The organism is Sanguibacter suarezii NBRC 16159 (assembly GCF_001552735.1).
In the GTDB taxonomy this organism is placed as follows: Bacteria; Actinomycetota; Actinomycetes; order Actinomycetales; family Cellulomonadaceae; genus Sanguibacter; species Sanguibacter suarezii.
The window spans coordinates 35,030-53,384 of the sequence record NZ_BCRT01000018.1 but is presented as its reverse complement, the minus strand read 5'-3'; the positions used below and the strand labels follow the sequence as shown (position 1 = coordinate 53,384).

The 18,355-nt window shown below is 72.0% G+C and carries 19 protein-coding genes; 12 read left to right on the top strand and 7 right to left on the bottom strand.

The features are described 5' to 3' along the window. Nucleotides 1-7 precede the first annotated feature (7 nt). Genes glmS through SS2_RS12460 form a run of 3 tightly spaced genes read left to right on the top strand, consistent with a single transcriptional unit; the run spans nucleotide 8 to nucleotide 3,107 of the window. Nucleotides 8-1,870, top strand: coding sequence for a glutamine--fructose-6-phosphate transaminase (isomerizing) (glmS, locus tag SS2_RS12470; protein WP_066464595.1), 1,863 nt, complete (start codon nucleotides 8-10; stop codon nucleotides 1,868-1,870). Next, nucleotides 1,867-2,232, top strand: coding sequence for a holo-ACP synthase (locus tag SS2_RS12465; protein WP_066464592.1), 366 nt, complete (start codon nucleotides 1,867-1,869; stop codon nucleotides 2,230-2,232). Before glmS ends, SS2_RS12465 begins: the two co-directional genes overlap by 4 nt. Further along, nucleotides 2,229-3,107: a M15 family metallopeptidase gene (locus SS2_RS12460; protein WP_157607331.1), complete on the top strand. Its 879-nt coding sequence runs from the start codon at nucleotides 2,229-2,231 to the stop codon at nucleotides 3,105-3,107. Before SS2_RS12465 ends, SS2_RS12460 begins: the two co-directional genes overlap by 4 nt. Before the next feature lie 52 nt (nucleotides 3,108-3,159). Here SS2_RS12460 and SS2_RS12455 read toward each other — a convergent pair whose 3' ends face one another. Beyond that, entirely contained in the window at nucleotides 3,160-4,146 is a 987-nt protein-coding gene (locus SS2_RS12455; RefSeq protein WP_066464585.1) for an LLM class F420-dependent oxidoreductase, read from the bottom strand. 46 nt (nucleotides 4,147-4,192) lie between these two features. Between SS2_RS12455 and SS2_RS12450 the strand changes: the two genes are divergently transcribed. The 9 genes from SS2_RS12450 to SS2_RS12410 all read left to right on the top strand — a co-directional run bounded on the left by SS2_RS12450 (nucleotide 4,193) and on the right by SS2_RS12410 (nucleotide 12,176). After that, complete coding sequence (locus SS2_RS12450; protein WP_066464583.1) at nucleotides 4,193-5,779, top strand: bifunctional ADP-dependent NAD(P)H-hydrate dehydratase/NAD(P)H-hydrate epimerase; 1,587 nt, start codon at nucleotides 4,193-4,195, stop codon at nucleotides 5,777-5,779. Further along, the gene (locus SS2_RS12445) at nucleotides 5,776-6,447 is read left to right on the top strand and encodes a nucleoside/nucleotide kinase family protein (RefSeq protein ID WP_083942204.1); all 672 of its coding nucleotides are present in this window, start codon (nucleotides 5,776-5,778) and stop codon (nucleotides 6,445-6,447) included. The genes SS2_RS12450 and SS2_RS12445 overlap by 4 nt, the downstream gene beginning before the upstream one ends. 26 nt (nucleotides 6,448-6,473) lie before the next feature. Continuing rightward, nucleotides 6,474-7,667: an alanine racemase gene (gene alr, locus SS2_RS12440; protein WP_066464762.1), complete on the top strand. Its 1,194-nt coding sequence runs from the start codon at nucleotides 6,474-6,476 to the stop codon at nucleotides 7,665-7,667. Nucleotides 7,668-7,671: 4 nt separating this feature from the next. Then, nucleotides 7,672-8,244 (top strand): tRNA (adenosine(37)-N6)-threonylcarbamoyltransferase complex ATPase subunit type 1 TsaE, encoded by a 573-nt coding sequence (tsaE, locus tag SS2_RS12435; protein WP_066464581.1) that lies wholly within the window; start codon nucleotides 7,672-7,674, stop codon nucleotides 8,242-8,244. 4 nt (nucleotides 8,245-8,248) lie between these two features. Further along, nucleotides 8,249-8,959: a tRNA (adenosine(37)-N6)-threonylcarbamoyltransferase complex dimerization subunit type 1 TsaB gene (gene tsaB / locus SS2_RS12430; RefSeq protein ID WP_066464579.1), complete on the top strand. Its 711-nt coding sequence runs from the start codon at nucleotides 8,249-8,251 to the stop codon at nucleotides 8,957-8,959. Further along, nucleotides 8,956-9,486: a ribosomal protein S18-alanine N-acetyltransferase gene (gene rimI / locus SS2_RS12425; RefSeq protein ID WP_245643561.1), complete on the top strand. Its 531-nt coding sequence runs from the start codon at nucleotides 8,956-8,958 to the stop codon at nucleotides 9,484-9,486. The genes tsaB and rimI overlap by 4 nt, the downstream gene beginning before the upstream one ends. Continuing rightward, nucleotides 9,483-10,358 (top strand): sulfurtransferase, encoded by an 876-nt coding sequence (locus SS2_RS12420; protein ID WP_083942203.1) that lies wholly within the window; start codon nucleotides 9,483-9,485, stop codon nucleotides 10,356-10,358. Before rimI ends, SS2_RS12420 begins: the two co-directional genes overlap by 4 nt. 31 nt (nucleotides 10,359-10,389) lie before the next feature. Continuing rightward, entirely contained in the window at nucleotides 10,390-11,433 is a 1,044-nt protein-coding gene (gene tsaD / locus SS2_RS12415) for a tRNA (adenosine(37)-N6)-threonylcarbamoyltransferase complex transferase subunit TsaD (protein ID WP_066464576.1), read from the top strand. Between the two features lie 167 nt (nucleotides 11,434-11,600). Continuing rightward, nucleotides 11,601-12,176, top strand: a complete 576-nt coding sequence (locus tag SS2_RS12410; RefSeq protein ID WP_066464567.1) for a hypothetical protein — start codon at nucleotides 11,601-11,603, stop codon at nucleotides 12,174-12,176. A 21-nt stretch (nucleotides 12,177-12,197) separates the two neighbouring features. On the opposite strand, the gene SS2_RS12405 is transcribed toward SS2_RS12410, so the two are convergent. The 6 genes from SS2_RS12405 to SS2_RS12380 all read right to left on the bottom strand — a co-directional run bounded on the left by SS2_RS12405 (nucleotide 12,198) and on the right by SS2_RS12380 (nucleotide 18,276). After that, nucleotides 12,198-12,719, bottom strand: a complete 522-nt coding sequence (locus tag SS2_RS12405) for a hypothetical protein (protein WP_066464565.1) — start codon at nucleotides 12,717-12,719, stop codon at nucleotides 12,198-12,200. Continuing rightward, complete coding sequence (locus SS2_RS12400) at nucleotides 12,719-13,045, bottom strand: PadR family transcriptional regulator (protein ID WP_066464563.1); 327 nt, start codon at nucleotides 13,043-13,045, stop codon at nucleotides 12,719-12,721. The genes SS2_RS12405 and SS2_RS12400 overlap by 1 nt, the downstream gene beginning before the upstream one ends. Before the next feature lie 179 nt (nucleotides 13,046-13,224). Continuing rightward, entirely contained in the window at nucleotides 13,225-14,361 is a 1,137-nt protein-coding gene (locus tag SS2_RS12395; protein ID WP_066464557.1) for a glutamate--cysteine ligase, read from the bottom strand. Between the two features lie 2 nt (nucleotides 14,362-14,363). Beyond that, nucleotides 14,364-15,689 carry a class I SAM-dependent methyltransferase gene (locus SS2_RS12390; protein ID WP_066464556.1) on the bottom strand — a complete coding sequence of 442 codons (1,326 nt, stop codon included), beginning with the start codon at nucleotides 15,687-15,689 and terminating at the stop codon, nucleotides 14,364-14,366. A 50-nt stretch (nucleotides 15,690-15,739) separates the two neighbouring features. After that, a complete protein-coding gene (locus SS2_RS12385; protein WP_066464554.1) occupies nucleotides 15,740-16,717 on the bottom strand; it encodes an NYN domain-containing protein in 978 nt (325 codons plus the stop codon). A gap of 74 nt (nucleotides 16,718-16,791) precedes the next feature. After that, nucleotides 16,792-18,276: an MATE family efflux transporter gene (locus tag SS2_RS12380; protein ID WP_083942202.1), complete on the bottom strand. Its 1,485-nt coding sequence runs from the start codon at nucleotides 18,274-18,276 to the stop codon at nucleotides 16,792-16,794. Nucleotides 18,277-18,355 lie beyond the last annotated feature (79 nt).

Here is an 18,355-nt window from a genome sequence, read left to right as displayed (position 1 = left end):
ACGACCTATGTGTGGAATCGTTGGATACGTTGGCTCCCAGACCCCTTCGACGCGCGCTCAGGAGGTCGTGATCGACGGTCTGCGGCGCCTGGAGTACCGCGGATACGACTCCGCGGGTGTGGCGCTCGTCGCACCCGGCGCGCCCTTGTCGTCGGCGAAGAAGGCCGGCAAGCTCGTCAACCTCGTCACCGAGCTCGAGGAGAACCCGCTCCCGCCGGCCACCGCCGCGATCGGGCACACCCGCTGGGCCACCCACGGCGCCCCCAACGACCTCAACGCCCACCCGCACCTGGCCGACGGCGGACAGCTCGCGGTGATCCACAACGGCATCGTCGAGAACTTCGCCGTGCTCAAGAAGGAGCTGCTCGCCGACGGCGTGACGTTCCTGTCCGAGACCGACACCGAGGTCGCCGCGCACCTGCTCGCCAAGGAGCACGCCGCGACCGGCGATCTCACCGAGGCGATGCGCCGCGTCGCGCTGCGTCTGGAGGGCACGTTCACCCTGCTGGCCGTGCACGCCGACCAGCCCGACACCGTCGTGGGCGCCCGTCACGACTCCCCGCTGGTCGTCGGCCTGGGCGAGGGGGAGAACTTCCTCGGCTCGGACGTCGCCGCCTTCATCGCCTACACCCGTGAGGCCCTCGAGCTCGACCAGGACCAGATCGTCACGATCACCGCGGACAAGGTCTCCGTCATCGACTTCGCCGGCGAGCCCGTCGAGCCGCGCCGGTTCACCGTCGACTGGGACGCCGAGGCTGCCGAGAAGGGTGGCTTCGCCTCCTTCATGGACAAGGAGATCCACGACCAGCCACAGGCCGTCGGGGATACCCTGCTGGGCCGCACCGACATCGACGGCCGCCTCATCCTGGACGACCTGCGCATCGACGAGGCAGTGCTGCGCAGCGTCGACAAGATCATCGTCATCGCGTGCGGGACCGCGGCCTACGCCGGGCACGTCGCCAAGTACGCGATCGAGCACTGGTGCCGCATCCCCGTCGAGGTCGAGCTCGCTCACGAGTTCCGCTACCGCGACCCGGTCGTCAACGAGAAGACCCTCGTCGTCGCCGTGACGCAGTCCGGGGAGACCATGGACACGCTCATGGCCGTGCGCCACGCCCGCGAGCAGGGCGCCAAGGTCGTCTCGATCGTCAACACCCACGGCTCGACCATCCCGCGCGAGTCCGATGCTGTGCTCTACACCCACGCCGGCCCGGAGATCGCGGTCGCCTCGACCAAGGCGTTCCTGTCCCAGATCACCGCGGCGTACCTGCTCGGGCTGTACCTCGCCCAGCTGCGCGGCAACAAGTTCCCGGACGAGATCGCTGAGATCTTCGACGACCTCAAGGCCATGCCGGCCAAGATCCAGGAGGTCATCGACCGCGGTGGGCGCGTCCGTGAGATCGCCCGCTGGATGTCTGACACGTCCTCGGTGCTGTTCCTCGGTCGTCACGTCGGGTTCCCGGTCGCCATGGAGGGTGCGCTCAAGCTCAAGGAGCTCGCCTACATCCACGCCGAGGGCTTCGCGGCCGGTGAGCTCAAGCACGGCCCGATCGCGCTCATCGAGCCCGGCCAGCCCGTCTTCGTCATCGTGCCGTCCCCGCGTGGTCGCGACTCCCTGCACTCCAAGGTCATCTCCAACATCCAGGAGATCCGGGCCCGCGGCGCGCGGACGCTGGTCATCGCCGAGGACGGCGACGACGCGGTGCTGCCCTTCGCCGACGAGGTGTTCTGGGTCCCGCAGAGCCCCACCCTGCTCGCCCCGCTCCTCACGGTGGTGCCGTTGCAGATCTTCGCCTGCGAGCTGGCGACGGCCCGTGGGCTCGACGTGGACCAGCCGCGCAACCTGGCCAAGTCCGTCACCGTCGAGTGATCCTCGGGGTCGGGGTCGACGTCGTCGACATCGCGCGCTTCATGGCCGCGCTCGAGCGTGCGCCACGGCTGCGGGAGAAGCTCTTCACCCCCGTCGAGCGCGACCTCGCCCCGTCCTCGATCGCGGCCCGTTTCGCGGCCAAGGAAGCCTTGGCCAAGGCGCTGGGTGCCCCGGGCAACCTGCACTGGCACGACGCGACGGTCCCGAGGGTCCCTGGCGGACCGCCGGTGGTCGAGATCCGCGGCACGGTCGCGGCCCGGGCTGCCGAGCTCGGAGTGGACCGGCTGCACCTGTCCCTGTCCCACGACGGCGGGATCGCGACTGCGATAGTCGTCGCTGAAGGGCTGGGCGACCGGCGGTGACCCCTACCAGCCACGTGCCCGCGCAGGTGCTCGTGGTTGTCGTGGCTGCCTCCGGGATGCTGCTCGCCAGCGTGCTCCCGCAGGGGATGGCGCAGCGGACGACGCAGGGGGTGGCAGCCCCGGCCGACGACGTGCCCCGGCCGAGCGCGTCGTCCGCGCCGGCCTCACCCGCCACCAGCGGCGGGAACAGCGCCCCCCGGGCGGCCGTCGTCCCGGACGTCGCGCCCGACCCGCTGCCCGCCGCGCCAGCGCTCCCCGTGTGCGCCTACGACGACGTGCCCACCCGCTTCGCCGCGCTGAGCGACTGGTCGGTGACGTTGCTCGACACCTCGTTCACCCTCGGTCCGGACTACCGCCCCGACGACCTCGTCCCCGTCGGGACGGCGGGGGTCGAGGGCTGGGGTGAGATCCGCGCGCTGGTCGTCGACGACCTGCGTGCGATGGACGAGGCGGCGCGAGCGGCAGGGGCGGGGTTCGCCGTCCAGTCGGCCTTCCGCGACCACACGAGCCAGCAGGAGATCTTCCAGGAGTGGGTGGCCACGATCGGTGAGGCCGGGGCGCTCGCCGAGAGCGCCCGACCGGGACACTCCGAGCACCAGCTCGGGACGGCGCTCGACCTGCGCAGCGCGGGCACCGGTACCCCGGCGTGGGAGCATCCGGACTGGGGGCAGACGCCCGCGGGGGCGTGGCTGCGGGAGAACTCCTGGCAGTACGGCTTCGTGCTCAGCTACCCCGAGGGGCAGAGCGCCGTCACGTGCTACGACTACGAGTCGTGGCACTTCCGCTACGTCGGGCGCGAGATGGCCGAGCAGATGCGCACCAGCGGGCTCACCCCGCGCGAGCACCTGTGGCGGACGAGCGACGGTCTGACCTGACCCGTCGCTCGTCCACCTGCGCCCGCGCGTGCCCTCAGCCCGGAGGGACCGGCTAGGCGAGGGCCGGGGCGACCTGCGTCTCGAAGAGCTCGATGCCGGACCGGTCGTAGGCCGCCTCAGCGAAGTACGTGATGGCGTAGGTCATCCCGAGCTTCTGCAGCCCGGTGAGCGTCTCGACGATCTGCTCCGGCGTCCCCACCAGCGGGCCCTTGCGGAAGTCCTCGACCGTGCTCGCTGCCTTCGCCGGGACGGTCGCGGCGTAGTGCTCCCCGATCCAGGCGAGGCGGTCGGCGACGTCCTTCTCCGTCTCGCCGATGACCACGTTGTAGTTGGCCGACCGGGTGATCTCGGCGACGTCGCGCCCCTGGTGCGCACAGTGCTTGGCCAGCACGGCCGACTTGTGCGCAAAGCCCTCCGGCGTCCCGTCGAAGTTGGTGTAGTCCGCGTGCTGAGCGGCGATCCGCAGGGTCTTCTTCTCCCCGCCCCCCGCGATCCACAGCGGCAGCCCGCCGTCCTGGAGCGGCAGCGGGTAGTTGAGCGCGCCGTCGACCTGGAAGTGCGTGCCGGAGAAGGTCGCCGACCCCTGGGTCCACATCTGCTTCATGATCTGCACCCCCTCGTCGAGGGCGTCCAGCCGCGCACCCGCGGCGGGGAAGCCGTAGCCGTAGGCCCGCCACTCGTGCTCGTACCACCCGGCTCCGATCCCCATCTGAGCGCGCCCGCCGCTGATCACGTCGACCGTCGTGGCTGCCTTGGCGAGGTAGGCGGGGTTGCGGTACGCCATGCACGTGCACATCTGCCCGAGCTTGACGCGCGAGGTCGACGCCGCGAAGGCGGCCATGAGCGACCATGCCTCGTGGGTTGCCTCGTGGATGGGCTCGGGGACGGTGTGGAAGTGGTCGTAGACCCACACCGAGTCGAAGGTCGACCCTGCGTCGGCGCGCTGGGCGAGGCCGTTCATGACGGCCCAGTGGTCGGCTGGGGCGATACCGGTGAGGTCCTGGCGCCAGCCCTGTGGGATGAAGAGTCCAAATCGCATGAGCTCACACTACGCATGACCTGGGCGTGCACGGCATGATGGCCAGATGATCGAGGCCTTCGAGTCGTTTGTCGTCCGTGCAGCCGAGGCGCCGCTCCTGGCGCGAGGCGAGCCGCTCATGGCTCGTGCTGCCTTCGCCCTCGCCGGCGCAGTGGTCCGAGAGCTCCGCGAGCACCCGCGCACCGCGCCCGTCCCCGGTCGTGGGCGGACCGCGCGCCCGGTGCTCAGCGGGACCCGCGCGGTCCTGCTCGTGGGTCCGGGGAACAACGGCGGCGACACCCTCATGGCCGGCGCACTTCTCGCGCGCCGCGGCGTCCACGTCTGTGCCGTGCTCGCCGCAGACCGCGTGCACGACGCCGGGCTCGCGGCCCTGCGCGCGGCCGGCGGCACCGTCGCGTCCGTGGCACCCGCCGACGCGGCCGCGCTCGTGCGGTCCGCCGACGTCGTGCTCGACGGCCTGCTCGGGATCGGGGGGAACGGTGGCCTGCGCGGCGGCGCGCGCGACCTCGCCCGCGCGACCGGGGCGGCGCTGGCCGGGCTGCCTCCGGGCGCTCGTCCTGTGGTCGTCGCGGTGGACCTGCCGAGCGGCATCGGCGTCGACGACGGCGCCGCCGACGAGGCTGTCCTGACCGCTGACCTGACCGTGACCTTCGGTGCCGTCAAGCCCGGGCTGCTGCTGCCCCCGGCCGCAGAGCGAGCTGGCCGGATCGAGGTCGTGGACCTCGGGCTCGACCTGGCACCGCGCAGCACGGTCCGCCGGCTCGCGGCTGCGGACCTCGCGGCGCGCGGCATCCTCGCCCCGCCGCCGCCCGGGGCGCACAAGTACACCCGCGGGGTGCTCGGCGTGGTCGCCGGCACCCAGCAGTTCCCCGGCGCCGCGGTGCTCGCCGTCAGCGGCGCGGTCCGCGCCGGCGTCGGGATGGTGCGTTACCTGGGCTCGCGGGAGGTGACCGCGGCGGTGCTCGCGGCCCGGCCCGAGGCCGTCCCGGCCGGCGGCCGGGTGCAGGCCTGGGCGCTGGGCCCCGGGGTGCCCGCGGCCCCCGCGGTCACCGACGACGCCTCCCGCGCGCAGCAGGCACGCATCCGCCAGGCCCTCGCGCAGGTGACCGGGCTGCTGGCCGCAGACGTCGCCGGAGAGGCGGTCCCGGCGGTGGTCGACGCCGGCGCGATCGGTCTGCTGCCGGTCGACTGCCCGCCCTGGGTGGTCATCACCCCGCACGCCGGCGAGCTCGCCGAGCTGCTGCGTTCGCGGGGGGAGTCAGTGGAACGCGCCGACGTCGAGGCCCACCCGCTCGTGTGGGCCCGTCGCGCCCGCGAGCTGACCGGCGCGACGGTCCTGCTCAAGGGCGCCACCACGGTGGTGGTCGGCCCGGGGGTGACCTACGCCCAGGCGGACGGCCCGTCCTGGCTGGCGACCGCGGGCGCGGGGGACGTGCTCACCGGGCTGCTCGGAGCTCTGCTCGCGGCGCACAGCACGGCCGCGGTCAAGGATCCCGGGCTGCCTGCCCTGCTGGCCGCCTCGGCGTCCCTGCTGCACGGGCGCGCGGCCCACCGGGCCAACCCCGGCGGCCCGGTCGCCGCCCTCGACGTGGCCCAGGCGCTGCCCGCCACGATCGCCGAGCTGCTGGCATGACGGATCTCCGCGCGGCCCACGCCCAGCCCGCCTACGACCCCGACGACCTGCCCGCCCGGGTGCTGGAGCTGCTCGCGGGGGCCTCGGACCGGCGCGTCGTCGTCGGGATCGCCGGGCCGCCTGGCTCGGGGAAGTCGACGGTCGCCACCGGGCTCGTCGCTGCGCTGCGGTCGGCGGGCACCGCTGCCGTCTGCGTGCCCATGGACGGCTTCCACCTGGCTGGGGCCGAGCTGGTCCGGCTGGGCCGCCAGGACCGCAAGGGCGCCCCAGACACCTTCGACGCGGCCGGGTACGTCCATCTGCTGCGACGCCTCACCTCGCCCGGCACGCCGGGTGAGACGGTCTACGCCCCGACCTTCGACCGTGACCTCGAGGAGGCGGTGGCCGGGGCGATCGCCGTCGAGCCGGACGTCGAGGTCGTCGTCACCGAGGGCAACTACCTGCTGCTCGACGACGGCCCGTGGGCGGCCGTGCGCTCGCTGCTCACCGAGACCTGGTACCTCGACGTCCCCGACGACGTCCGGGTGGAACGCCTGGTCACCCGGCATGCGGGGCACGGGCGCACCCCCGAGCAGGCACGTGCCTGGACCCTGGGGCCGGACCAGGCGAACGCCGACCTCGTCACGGCCACCCGCGCCCGGGCGGACGGGGTCGTGCGCGGGCGGTGAGGGCGGCGGTGAGAGAATCGGTGACCATGAGCACTTACTTCCCCGCGCGGGCGCTCGTGGACCTCACCGCGATCCGGTCGAACGTCCGCGCGCTCGCCGGTCACGCCGCGCCGTCCCTCGATCGCACAGCCCAGGTCATGGCGGTGGTCAAGGCAGACGCCTACGGGCACGGCCTGCTGCCCTCGGCTCGGGCAGCCGTCCAGGGCGGGGCGACCTGGCTGGGGACCGCGCAGATCGCCGAGGCGCTCGCGCTGCGCGCGGGCGGGGTGACCGGCCGGATCCTCACCTGGCTCTACGCCCCCGGCGCGCCGCTGGGAGACCTCCTCGACGCCGACGTCGACGTGTCCGTCGCGGCGCCGTGGGCGCTGGACGAGGTGGTCGCCGCAGCGCGCGAGCGCAACCGGGTCGCACGGGTGCACGTCAAGGTGGACACGGGCCTGGGCCGCAACGGGCTGACCCTGGACGCCCTGCCCGCCTTCCTTACCGGCGCCGTCGCCGCGCAGTCCGCAGGCCTGGTGGAGATCGTCGGCATCTGGTCGCACCTGGCCTTCGCCGACGACCCGGTCCACCCCACGGTGCTGGCCCAGGCGGACGTCTTCGACGCCGCGGTGCGCCTGGCCGAGCAGGCGGGTGCGCACCTGGAGGTGCGCCACCTCGCCAACTCTGCGGCCACCCTGACCAACCCGCGCATGCACTACGACCTGGTCCGTCCCGGCCTCGCCGTCTACGGACTGTCCCCGGTCCCCGACCTCGCCGGACCGACCGAGCTCGGCCTGCGGCCAGCCATGACTCTGGAGGCCCAGCTCGCCACGGTCAAGGCGGTCCCGGCCGGGACCGGGGTGTCCTACGCGCACGCCTACACCACGCCAGCCGACACGGTGCTCGGCGTGGTGCCGCTCGGCTACGCGGACGGCATCCCGCGCCACGCCTCAGGGGGCCCGGCCGCAGCGACCGGCCCGACGGGAGCGCCGGTGCGGGTCGGTGCGGGACCCACCGCACGGACACTGCGGGTGGCGGGGCGGGTCTGCATGGACCAGTTCGTCCTCGACCTCGGACCAGGAGCACAGGAGCAGGCAGGCGACCGCGTCGTCCTCTTCGGGGACGGCGCCGACGGCGGCCCGACCGCCCAGGACTGGGCGGACGCCGCGCAGACCATCAGCTATGAGATCACCACACGCCTGGGAGACCGGGTGCCCCGTGTCTACCTCGGAGAGGACTGAGCGCATGACCAGCCCCGAGACCGGATCCCCGGTCCGCACCATCGACCTGCCCGACGCCGAGGCGACCCGCGCCTTCGGCCGCACCCTCGCGGGCCTGCTGCGGGCCGGCGACCTCGTCATGCTCACCGGCGACCTGGGAGCCGGGAAGACCACCCTGACCCAGGGCATCGGCGACGGGCTGGGAGTGCGCGGCCAGGTGGCCTCCCCGACCTTCGTCATCGCCCGGGTCCACCCTCCGCTCGCTGACGGCCCCGCCCTGGTTCACGTGGACGCCTACCGCCTGTCCTCCCTCGACGACGTCGACGCCCTCGACCTGGACGCGAGCCTCGACGACTCCGTGACCGTCGTGGAGTGGGGGAACGGACTCGTGGAGCGGCTGTCCCGGGACCGCCTGGAGATCACCGTCGAACGTCCCCGCGGCGGGGCGGACCTCGAGGAGATCCTCGCCGACGCCGAGGCCGGGGTCCGCCGGGTCCGCGTCCACGGCTTCGGTCCGCGATGGGCGGGAGTCGAGGTCCCTGGCACCACGGTGGTCGAGGACTCGTCGCCCGCCGCGCCCGAGAAGTCAGTAGGCTGAGGCTGTGGCAGTTCTAGCGCTCGATACGTCCGCGGCGGTCGCCGTCGCCCTGCTCGACGACCTGGGTACGCAGCTCGCGGCCCGCCGGGTGGTGGAGTCGCGCCGGCACGCCGAGCTGCTCGCCCCGATGATCGAAGAGGTCCTCGCCGAGGGCGGGCTGACCCCGGCCGACCTGCGTGCGATCGTCGTCGGCACCGGCCCGGCCCCGTTCACCGGGCTGCGGGTGGGCCTGGTCACTGCACGCACCATGGCGCACGCCCTGGGCATCCCGGTCTTCGGCATCTCCAGCCTCGACGCGATCGCCTCCGAGGCCGCCGACGTCTTCGACCTGCCGCACGAGTCGCACGTCCTGGTGGCCACGGATGCGCGGCGCAGCGAGGTCTACTACGCCCGGTACACCGTCGACGACGTGGACGTGCTGGGCGCCCGCGCGGTGCACACCACCGCCGGTCCCGGCGTCGCCGCCGCCACCGACGTGGTGGCCGCCGGGCACGCCCAGGACGCGATCGTCGTCGGGCAGGGCACCGAGATGTACGGGGACGCCTTCGCCGACGCGACCACGCCTGACGACGCACCATGCCTGCCGGACCCGGCCTACCTGGCCCGCCTCGCGCTGGCCCGCGTCGCGGCCGGGGAGGACCTGCCCAGCGAACCGCTGTACCTGCGCCGACCCGACGCGCAGGAACCGCCTGCCCGCAAACGAGCCACAGGGTGAGCGCACCGATGAACACCCCGCCGCGGACACGGGCGCGCCTGCGACCGTTGCGCGCCTCGGACCTGGCACGGGTGGTCGAGCTCGAGGTGGAGATGTTCGGCCCGAGCGCCTGGACCTACGGGATGCTCGCCGAGGAGCTCGGCGGCCCGGGGCGCTGGTACATCGCCGCGGAGGAGATCCGCGAAGATCGGCCGGGCCCCGGGGAGCTCGTGGGCTACGCGGGGCTGTGGTTCGACGGGGACGTCACGCAGATCATGACCATCGGTGTCGCGCCGCGCGCCCAGCACTGCGGGATCGGCTCGCAGATGCTCACCGCGCTCATCGACCGCTCCCGGGAGCTGGGCGCCACGGCGATCCTGCTCGAGGTGGCCGTCAACAACGCTGCAGCCTTGGGCATGTACGAGAAGTACGGCTTCACGCGGCTGGGCCTGCGCAAGCGGTACTACCAACCCGAGAACGTCGACGCGTACACGATGCGGCTGAACCTGCCTGCGGCCGCCACCACGGCGGAGACGGAGACGGAGTGAACGACGTCGACGCGGACCTCGACGCCCGGCGTGCCCGGGTGTTCGTGGGGCCGGCCGAGCTGGCCGGGATCCTGGAGTCCGGCAAGCCCGTGACGGTGCTCGACGTGCGCTGGGCGCTCGGCCGCAGCGACGGCCGCGAGGCCTACCAGGGTGGCCACATCCCCGGCGCGGTCTTCGTCGACCTGGAGACCGAGCTCGCCGGACCGGCCAGCCCGGCTGCCGGGCGGCACCCGCTGCCGAGCCTGGAGTCCTTGCAGGACTCCGCACGCAGCTGGGGCGTGCGTCCCGGCGTGCCGGTCGTGGTCTACGACGGCGTCGGCGGGCAGTCCGCGGCGCGCGCCTGGTGGCTGCTGCGCTGGGCCGGGCTGGAGGACGTGCGCATCCTCGACGGCGGCGTCGACGCCTGGACCGCGCGCGGGGGAGAGCTCGAGAGCGGGGACGTGGTGGTCCCCGAGAGCCAGGTCGCGCTGTCCCCAGGACACCTGCCGGTGCTCGACGCCGACGCCGCAGCCGACCTGGCCACCGACGGGGTGCTGCTGGACGCACGCGCGGCCGAACGCTTCCGCGGGGAGGTCGAGCCGGTCGACCCGCAGGCCGGGCACGTGCCCGGGGCTCGCTCGGTTCCCACCGCGCAGGCGCTGGGCCCCGACGGACGGCTGCGCCCGGCCCGTGAGCTCGTGACGATGTTTACCGAGGCCGGGGTGGACCCCTCGGGCACGGAGACGGCGGTGGGGGTCTACTGCGGCTCCGGAGTGACCGCCTCGCACGAGGTTGCGGTCCTGGCGAGCCTGGGGATCGACGCCGCCCTGTATCCCGGCTCGTGGTCGCAGTGGTCCAACGACCCGGACCGCCCGGTGGCCACCGGCGCCTGAAGGACTCGGCGAGACCGGTAATCTTGGAAGCATGTCTGCGCCCCTCATTCTTGGCATCGAGAGCTCCTGCGACGAGACGGGCGTAGCCCTGGTCCGTGGCAACGAGCTGCTCATCGACGCCGTCGCCAGCTCGGTCGACGAGCACGCGCGGTTCGGCGGGATCATCCCCGAGGTCGCCTCGCGCGCCCACCTCGAGGCGATGGTCCCCACGATCGAGCGTGCGATCGTCGGGGCGGGTGTGACGCTGCGTGACGTCGACGCGATCGCGGTGACCGCCGGTCCTGGCCTGGTCGGCCCGCTGACCGTGGGAGCCTCGGCCGCCAAGGCGCTCGCGGTCGCCCTGGGCAAGCCGCTCTACGGGGTGAACCACGTCGTCGGGCACGCGGCGGTGGACCAGCTGGTGCACGGGGACTTCCCGGAGCGGTTCATGGCGCTGGTGGTCTCCGGCGGGCACTCCTCGCTGCTGCTCGTGGACGACATCGCCACGAAGGTGGACGAGCTCGGCTCGACGCTGGACGACGCCGCGGGGGAGGCCTTCGACAAGGTCGGCCGCCTGCTCGGCCTGCCCTACCCGGGAGGGCCGCACGTGGACCGCCTCGCGCGCGAGGGCGACCCCTTGGCCATCCGCTTCCCGCGGGGTCTGAGCGCCGCCAAGGACCAGGCCAAGCACATGTACGACTTCTCCTTCTCCGGTCTCAAGACCGCGGTGGCCCGCTGGGTCGAGGCGCACACCGACGCCGGGACCCCGATCCCGATGGCCGACGTCGCGGCGTCCTTCGCCTTCGCCGTCGCCGACGTGCTCACCGCCAAGACGATCGCCGCGTGCAAGCGCAACGACGTGGACACCCTCGTCATCGGGGGCGGCTTCTCCGCCAACTCCCAGCTGCGCGAGCTGGCCGCGGCGCGCTGCGAGGAAGCCGGGATCACCCTGCGCATCCCGCCGATCCGGTTCTGCACCGACAACGGCGCGATGATCGCCGCCCTGGGCTCCGCCGTCGTGCGGGCGGGTGTCGCTCCGTCGAGCCTGGACATCCCCGTCGACTCCTCGATGCCCCTGACCACCATCACCGTCTAACCCACCCCAACCCCCACCCCCCGCGCCCGCTGAGTGCTGGGTTCTGCACGCGACACGCCGGTGTCTGCCGTGCACGACCCAGCACCCACGGATCGGGTGGAGGGGCTGGGGGTCAAGGTTGGGGGGTGGGGTGTCGATGGGGGCGGTATGGGTGAGACGGTGCGACGGTGAAGAGGGCGCTGCTGGTCGTGGTGATGCTCGTCATCTGCGGCGGGGTCGGCATGGGCGTGCGCGCATGGATGGTGGCGGACGGTGACCTCGAGGTCGTCACAGTCACGCCACCGGCGGACCTGGTGCCCCTCGCCGAGACGCTCACCGTGGACACGACGGGCATGGACACCTGCCCCGGCTTCACCACCCGCGTCCCCGGGCTTCCCCTCAGCCCGCCCATGGAGGGCCAGAGCGGCCGGGTGTCGCTGGCGAGCGTGATGCTCGACGACGCCGGGTCGGCGCTGCTCGTCACCTGCGAGGGTCGTACCTCCGACCTCGGTTCACCGCGGGAGCACGTCGCTGGACTGGGCGGATACGACGGCATCACGGTCGTCGGTACGTCGGTGGAGACTCGTGCCGGTTTCCCGGAGATGGTGCGCCGGGACATCGAGATGAGCGGCCACGAGCTCTCCGACAGGTACTTCGAGCACGACGGCTGGCTCTACATCGTCGGGTTCCTGCGCAAGCCGCACGAGACGGTCACCCTCGAGCCCACCGTCGAGTCGATCCTGGCCAGCTGGGCCTGGAACTGACTGCTGCGGCGGAGCGGTCCGTCAGGGCCGTCGGCTCCACAGGCGCCAGCCGCGGGCCGCGATGAAGAACGTCGCGAAGGTCAGGACGAGACCCACGAGCGGCCCGACGCCCTCGAAGGACGACGAGAGCGCCTCCGGGGTGTACTCCACGGACACTCGGGTCCAGAAGAACGAGCCCTGTGCGGATGTCATGGCACCGTCCGAGCTGGCGACCGCATCGAGCATCCCCACGCTGTAGGCGAGGAGCATGAACATCATGAGCGCTGCGAGGAACCCAGCCACCAGTCCGCCAACCCACCACCGGGGGAGCTTGCGTCCTTGAGCGGCTCGGTAGTCATGGGCAAGACGGGCTGACGGGCCGAGGTCCGCGATGGCGGTGCGCATCCCGTGCTCGCGTGCGGCATCGGTCAGATCGGCGCGCAGGTCTGCGTAGATCGCGCGACGGTCCCGGCGAGGGAGGTCCTCGAGGTGGAAGGAGAGCTTGGTGAGGAACCACTCTCGTCGCAGGCTGTCGATGGGGCTCGGGCTGGTGGTGGTCGGCATCAGGGCTCTCCAGTGAGTGTGTCGACGACGTCGATGAGGTCGTGCCAGGCTTCGAGCCCCTGGGTGAGGCGGGCGGTCCCTGCGGTTGTCGGGGCGTAGTACTTGCGCGCAGGACCCGACGCCGACGGGACCAGCCGGGAGGTGATCGATCCCTCCCGCTCGAGGCGGGTGAGAATCGGGTACACGGTGCCCGTCGCGACGTCGGTCAGGCCGCCGGCCTGGAGTCGGGTGACGAGCTCGTACCCGTAGGACTCCTCGCGGCGCAGCAGAGCGAGCACGAGCGTGGGCAGGATGCCCTTGAGCAGCTGGGGGTCGCGAACGGTCACAGAATCAGCCTATACCCGCTACCCGGCATAACCAACTACCGGCGGACGATCTCCCACCACCCGCCGCACCGCCCCCATCCCGGGCGCCGCCCATGAGTGCTGGGTTGTGCACGCGACACGCCGCTGTTCTGCGTGCACAACCCAGCACTCAGCGGGCTGGGGAGGGAGGGAGGGGTGGGTTAGAGGGGTTTGCCGGCTCGCATCTCGGCTACCAGGGCGGAGACGACGACGTCCAGCTCGCCGCCGTTGCGGCGGGAGACTGCACGTTGACGCTGGTACCCGGCGCCGCGGCGCATGATCGTGCGGATGCTGTCCAGCTCCTCGAGGCATCCCAGGCGAGCCGCGACCGGCTCGAGCTCGACGAGCAGCCGGGAGAGGGCGTCGGTGACGAGCTCCTCGTTGCCGTGCTTGTCGAGGATGAGGATGGCGTCCATGCCGTAGCGGGCCGAGCGCCACTTGTTCTCCTGGGCGAACCACGGCGGGATCGTGGGCAGCTCCTTGCCCTCGTCGAGCATGGTCGACAGGTGCTCCACGAGGCAGTGGTTGAGGGCGGCGAAGGCGAGCACCTCGGTGATGTTGGAGGCGCCGTCGCAGATGCGGGTCTCCAGGGTGCCGAACCGGGGGGAGGGGCGCAGGTCCCAGCGGACCTCGTCGAACTGGTCGATGACGCCGGTGTGCATCATGTCCGCGACGTAACCCTCGAGCTGGGACCACTCCTCGAACTGGAAGCCCAGGCCCGCGGTGGGCAGCTGCTGGAACATCAGCGCGCGGTTGGAGGCGTAGCCGGTGTCCTTGCCGCCCCAGAACGGGCTCGAGGCGGACAGCGCCTGGAAGAAGCCGAAGGACGCGAGCATCGCACGGGAGATCGGCAGCACCTTGTTCCGGTCCTCGATGCCCACGTGCACGTGCACCCCGTAGATGAGCATCTGCCGGCCCCACCACTGGGTGCGGTCGATGAGCGTGGCGTAGCGCTCTTTGTCGGTGACCTTCTGCTGGGCCCAGCGGGCGAAGGGGTGCGTGCCGGCGCACATGAGCTCGACCCGCAGCGGGTCGGTCAGGGTGCGGATCTCCTCGATGCTGCGCTCGAGGTCGTCGCCGGCCTGGCGCACGGTGCGTGAGACGCCCGAGACCACCTCGACGGTGTTGAGCAGCAGCTCCTGGCGGATGTGGGGGTGCTGCGACCCGTCGGCGGGGGCGACGCCGTCGAGCACGGTCTGGGCTACCTGGCGCAGGTCGCCGGAGTCCTTGTCGACGAGGGCGAGCTCCCACTCGATGCCGACGGTCGACCGTTCTGAGTGTGCAAAGGGCAGGTGCATGGTCACTCCATCTCCCCGGCCGGCTGCGGCGGCGTCGGGCGCTCGGGCGCTGTGGGGTTCGTGGCTGGACGGTCGAGGGGCTCGACGACGAGCACGTGCTGCGCGCCGGCGACCCTGGTCAGCACGATAGTCGCCTCGGCCGATCCTTTGAGCCCCAGCTGACCGCGCAGATGCTCCGGGGTGACCGCCGTCCCGCGCTTCTTGATCGTCAGACGGCCGACGTCGTGCTCGCGGAGGTAGCTGCGCAGCCGCTTGAGCCCGAAGGGCATGGTGTCCACGATCCGGTAGCCGGTCGCGAGCGGGACGCCCTGGGCGTCCGCGTCCGCCTCGGGGCCCAGGTCGGAGGTGATGTAGGCGATGGTCGGGTCGAGCAGGCGGCCGCCCAGGGTGCGGGCCGCGTCGGCGACCAGTCCGGCCCGGATGACGGCGCCGTCGGGCTCGTAGAGGTAGCTGCCCAGACCGCCGACGCCGGAGACGGACTCCGGCCCGGTGGCACCGGGCTCGGCGTCGAGGCCGTCGCCGCGCACGGTGCGTGCGAGGGTCTGCCCGTCGCGGGTGCGCAGCAGCAGAGCGGTGCGCCCGTGGCCGTCGGCAGCGAGGGGGCCGAACCACAGGCCGGCCTCGACGACGTCGCCGTCGACCGAGACCCACTGCGCCTCGCAGTCGGCGGGCAGTCCGTCGTGCGGGATGCCCGGACCGACCTTGATGCCGACGGCGGGCACGCGGTCGCGCAGCGCCCACACGTCGTCGAGGGCGGGGGCGTAGGCCTTGGGGTCGAAGATGCGCTTGCCGGCGCGGGTGCGACGGGCCGGGTCGGCGTAGATCCCGCCGCGGCCCCCGGTGAAGCCCTCCGCCTCGAAGTCCAGGCTCAGGCCGTCGGTGTGGCGCACGACAGCCTCGGGGAAGGCGCGCAGGTTGACGGTCGCCACAGCGGCCGTGGCCTCGTCGATGTCGGTGGCAAGCACGGACAGCCCAACTCCGGCGAAGGCCATCGAGTCCGCACCGATGCCGCAGGTCAGGTCGGCGACCCGCTCGATGCCGGCAGCCAGGTAACGCTGGGCGTGCCGGGCCGCGACGACCAGTCGGGTGGCCTGCTCCAGACCGGCCGGGGTGAAGAGCATGCCGTCGGCGAAGGGACCGAACTTGGGCTCGGCCTTGGCGCGCAGCCGAGACTGGGTGAGCACGAGGGCGACGACCTCGGGGTCGAAGCCCTTGGCGCGCAGGCGCTCCGAGAGCACCATCGCGAGCTTCTCCTCATAGGGCGGGAGGGCGTTGAGCAGAGCCCACGCCTCCTGGTCGAGGAGCTTGGCGAGTGCAGCGGGATCCATGACGCGATCCTTTCACGTCATGGGAGGGGTGCGACGACCTCGAGGTGCGGTCAGGCGGTGACGAAGGCCGGACGCAGGCGCAGGCGGCGCTGGGGGTCGGTCGAATCGACCTCGACGATGCTAGAGCGCGAGGTGATGAAGGAGGAGAACGAGGCATACCCCAGGGGCTTCACGGCGAAGGACGGGTCGAGAGCCACCATGTGGTCCTTGACCGCAGTAGGCAGGACCCAGGGTGCGTCGCTGGCGGCGTGAGCCCGTCGGAGTGCTCGCACCAGCAGGGCGCTCGGCCCTTTCTTCGGGGCGTTCCCGACGGGCTTGGTCGCCTTGGTCTGAGCCGGCTTCTTCTTCGCCTGCGCAGGCTTGGGCTTGGCAGATGCCTTCGCAGACTGGACCAGCGGCGCCTGCGGAACCACCTGAGACGCCGCGGCCGCGTGCACGAGCGAGCGCGTGGCGTCGGGCGCGGGTGCTGGTGGGGTGGTGCCAGGGAGAGCGTCGTAGTCGACGTAGACGTCACAGGCGCCGGCGAGAGCGGCGCTGGTGGCGCCCGCCATCCCGATACCGACGGCGCGACGGCCGAGCCGTCTCACACGCTGGGCCAGCGGGACGAAGTCGGAGTCGCCGGAGACGATCACGACGTGCGTGAGGTCCTCGATCCGGAAGAGGTCTTCGACGACGTCGACGGCCATCCGGATGTCGGCGGTGTTCTTGTGCAGGGTGGTGGTCGAGAAGAGCTGGGTGAGGTCGACCGCTCGGGACACCAGGGGATCGCGGTAGCGCGTGTTGAAGGGCGCGGACCAGTCGGCGTAGGCGCGGGCGAGAGCCACCGTGCCGAGCGAGGCCGCGAAGTGGAGGATCGCCTCGATGTCGACGGTGGCCTCGACCGACCGCAGGACCGTCTCCGGCAGGTGGGCGGTCTCGCGGACCTTGTGCTTCTGGAACGTGCCTTTGCCGTGGACGAGGTTGTAGCGCGAGATGACGATGTTGTCGAAGTCGATGTAGACCCCGACACGCGACTGCGGTGTACCCACGGCTTGTGACCCCCTGGCGACGATGTGTCGCCAAGTATGCCGGGTTTGTCATCCCGTCGGTGGGATGCCCGCGCTCAGGGGTGGGTGGTTTCCTCAGCGTGGGCGCGTTGGACGTCGAGCTCGGCCGTGACGATCGGGTCGGTCTGCTCAGGGGTGACCCCGACTGCCACGAGGGGGTCTGGCGCGTGCAGCTCGACGGTGCGCGCGGCGTCGGCAGCGTGGAATCGCTCCTCTTCCAGCAGCCAGCGTCGCTGCTTGACCCAGGAGATCCAGACCGGGATGAGAGCAGCTATCCAGGCCAGGGGAGCGGCCAGCGCCACCCCGACGAAGCCGTAGTGCTTGGCGAGCAGCAGGGCGGCTGCGACCCGGGTGATGAGCTCCATGACACCGGCGAGGGTGGGGATGAAGGTCTTGCCCAGGCCCTGCAGGGCGCCACGGACGGCGAAGAGCAGCCCGAGGGCGATGTAGAAGATGCCGTTGATGATGAGGTAGGTCTGCGCCAGGTCGACCACGTGGGTCTCGTCGTTGCCGACGAAGAGACGGATGATCGAGGGCCCGAAGGTGATGTTCACGCCGGCGATGAGCAGGCTGAAGGCGACCGACATCGCGCAGGTCGCTCGGACGCCCCCGCGGATGCGCTGGTAGGACCGTGCTCCGTAGTTCTGGGCGGTGAAGGTCGCGATGGCCAGACCGAAGGAGGCGAGCGGGGCGACGGCGAGGGCGTCGACCTTCTGTGCGGCGGTGTACGCGGCGACGGACTCGGCGCCGAGGCCGTTGAGGGCGTACTGCAGCACCAGTGTGCCGATCGCGATGATCGAGGACTGGAAGCCCATGGGCAGGCCGAGCCTCAGGTGGACCGCGAGGTCAGCCGTGGTGACTCGCCAGTCCGTGCGGCGCAGACGCAGGATCGGCATCTTCTTGGCGATCAGCCACAGGCACAGCAGGACGGACACGAGCTGGGAGGTGATGGTGGCCAGCGCTGCGCCGTCGACCCCCATGCCGAAGGACCCGATGAACAAGAACACCAGCGCGACGTTGAGCACGCAGGAGATCGCGAGGAAGACCAGGGGGGTGCGGCTGTCGCCCAGGGCGCGGATGGTGCTGGAGAGGAAGTTGAAGAACATCGTCGCCCCGATGCCCCAGAACGTCACCACGATGAAGAGGGTCGCGTCGTCGAGGATCTCCGGCGGGGTCCGCATGAGCTCGAGCAGCGGCCGGGCGATGGGCACCGCGACGGCGGTGAGCAGGACGGCGAAGGCGCCGGTGATGATGGCTCCGGCGGCGACCGAGCGCCGTACTCCGGCCTCGTCCTTGGCGCCGAAGGCCTGGGCGGTGGGGATCGCGAGCCCTGCTGTCATGCCCCAGGCGAAGCCGAGCAGCAGGAAGGACAGGCCGCCGGTCGAGCCGACGGCCGCGAGGGCGTCGATCCCGATGAGGCGCCCGACGACGAAGGCGTCGGCGAATCCGTAGAGCTGCTGGAACACGTTGCCGATGAGGAGCGGCACGGTGAACAGCAGGATGATCTTGGCCGGGTGTCCGGTGGTGAGGCTCTTGGCCATGGGTGGGCGTGCTTCCGCGAGCAGGGGTGAGTGTCCATCCGGCCAGGTCTGCTGCGCTGCGATGCCCAAGCGAGTGGTC

Coding starts and splice junctions, on each gene's coding strand:
- SS2_RS12380 (WP_083942202.1), bottom strand. CDS start 18,276: ATGGCCAAGAGCCTCACCACCGGACACCCGGCCAAGATCATCCTGCTG.
- SS2_RS12450 (WP_066464583.1), top strand. CDS start 4,193: ATGATCGAGGCCTTCGAGTCGTTTGTCGTCCGTGCAGCCGAGGCGCCG.
- alr (WP_066464762.1), top strand. CDS start 6,474: ATGAGCACTTACTTCCCCGCGCGGGCGCTCGTGGACCTCACCGCGATC.
- tsaE (WP_066464581.1), top strand. CDS start 7,672: ATGACCAGCCCCGAGACCGGATCCCCGGTCCGCACCATCGACCTGCCC.
- SS2_RS12455 (WP_066464585.1), bottom strand. CDS start 4,146: ATGCGATTTGGACTCTTCATCCCACAGGGCTGGCGCCAGGACCTCACC.
- SS2_RS12395 (WP_066464557.1), bottom strand. CDS start 14,361: ATGCACCTGCCCTTTGCACACTCAGAACGGTCGACCGTCGGCATCGAG.
- SS2_RS12405 (WP_066464565.1), bottom strand. CDS start 12,719: ATGCCGACCACCACCAGCCCGAGCCCCATCGACAGCCTGCGACGAGAG.
- glmS (WP_066464595.1), top strand. CDS start 8: ATGTGTGGAATCGTTGGATACGTTGGCTCCCAGACCCCTTCGACGCGC.
- SS2_RS12390 (WP_066464556.1), bottom strand. CDS start 15,689: ATGGATCCCGCTGCACTCGCCAAGCTCCTCGACCAGGAGGCGTGGGCT.
- tsaD (WP_066464576.1), top strand. CDS start 10,390: ATGTCTGCGCCCCTCATTCTTGGCATCGAGAGCTCCTGCGACGAGACG.
- SS2_RS12445 (WP_083942204.1), top strand. CDS start 5,776: ATGACGGATCTCCGCGCGGCCCACGCCCAGCCCGCCTACGACCCCGAC.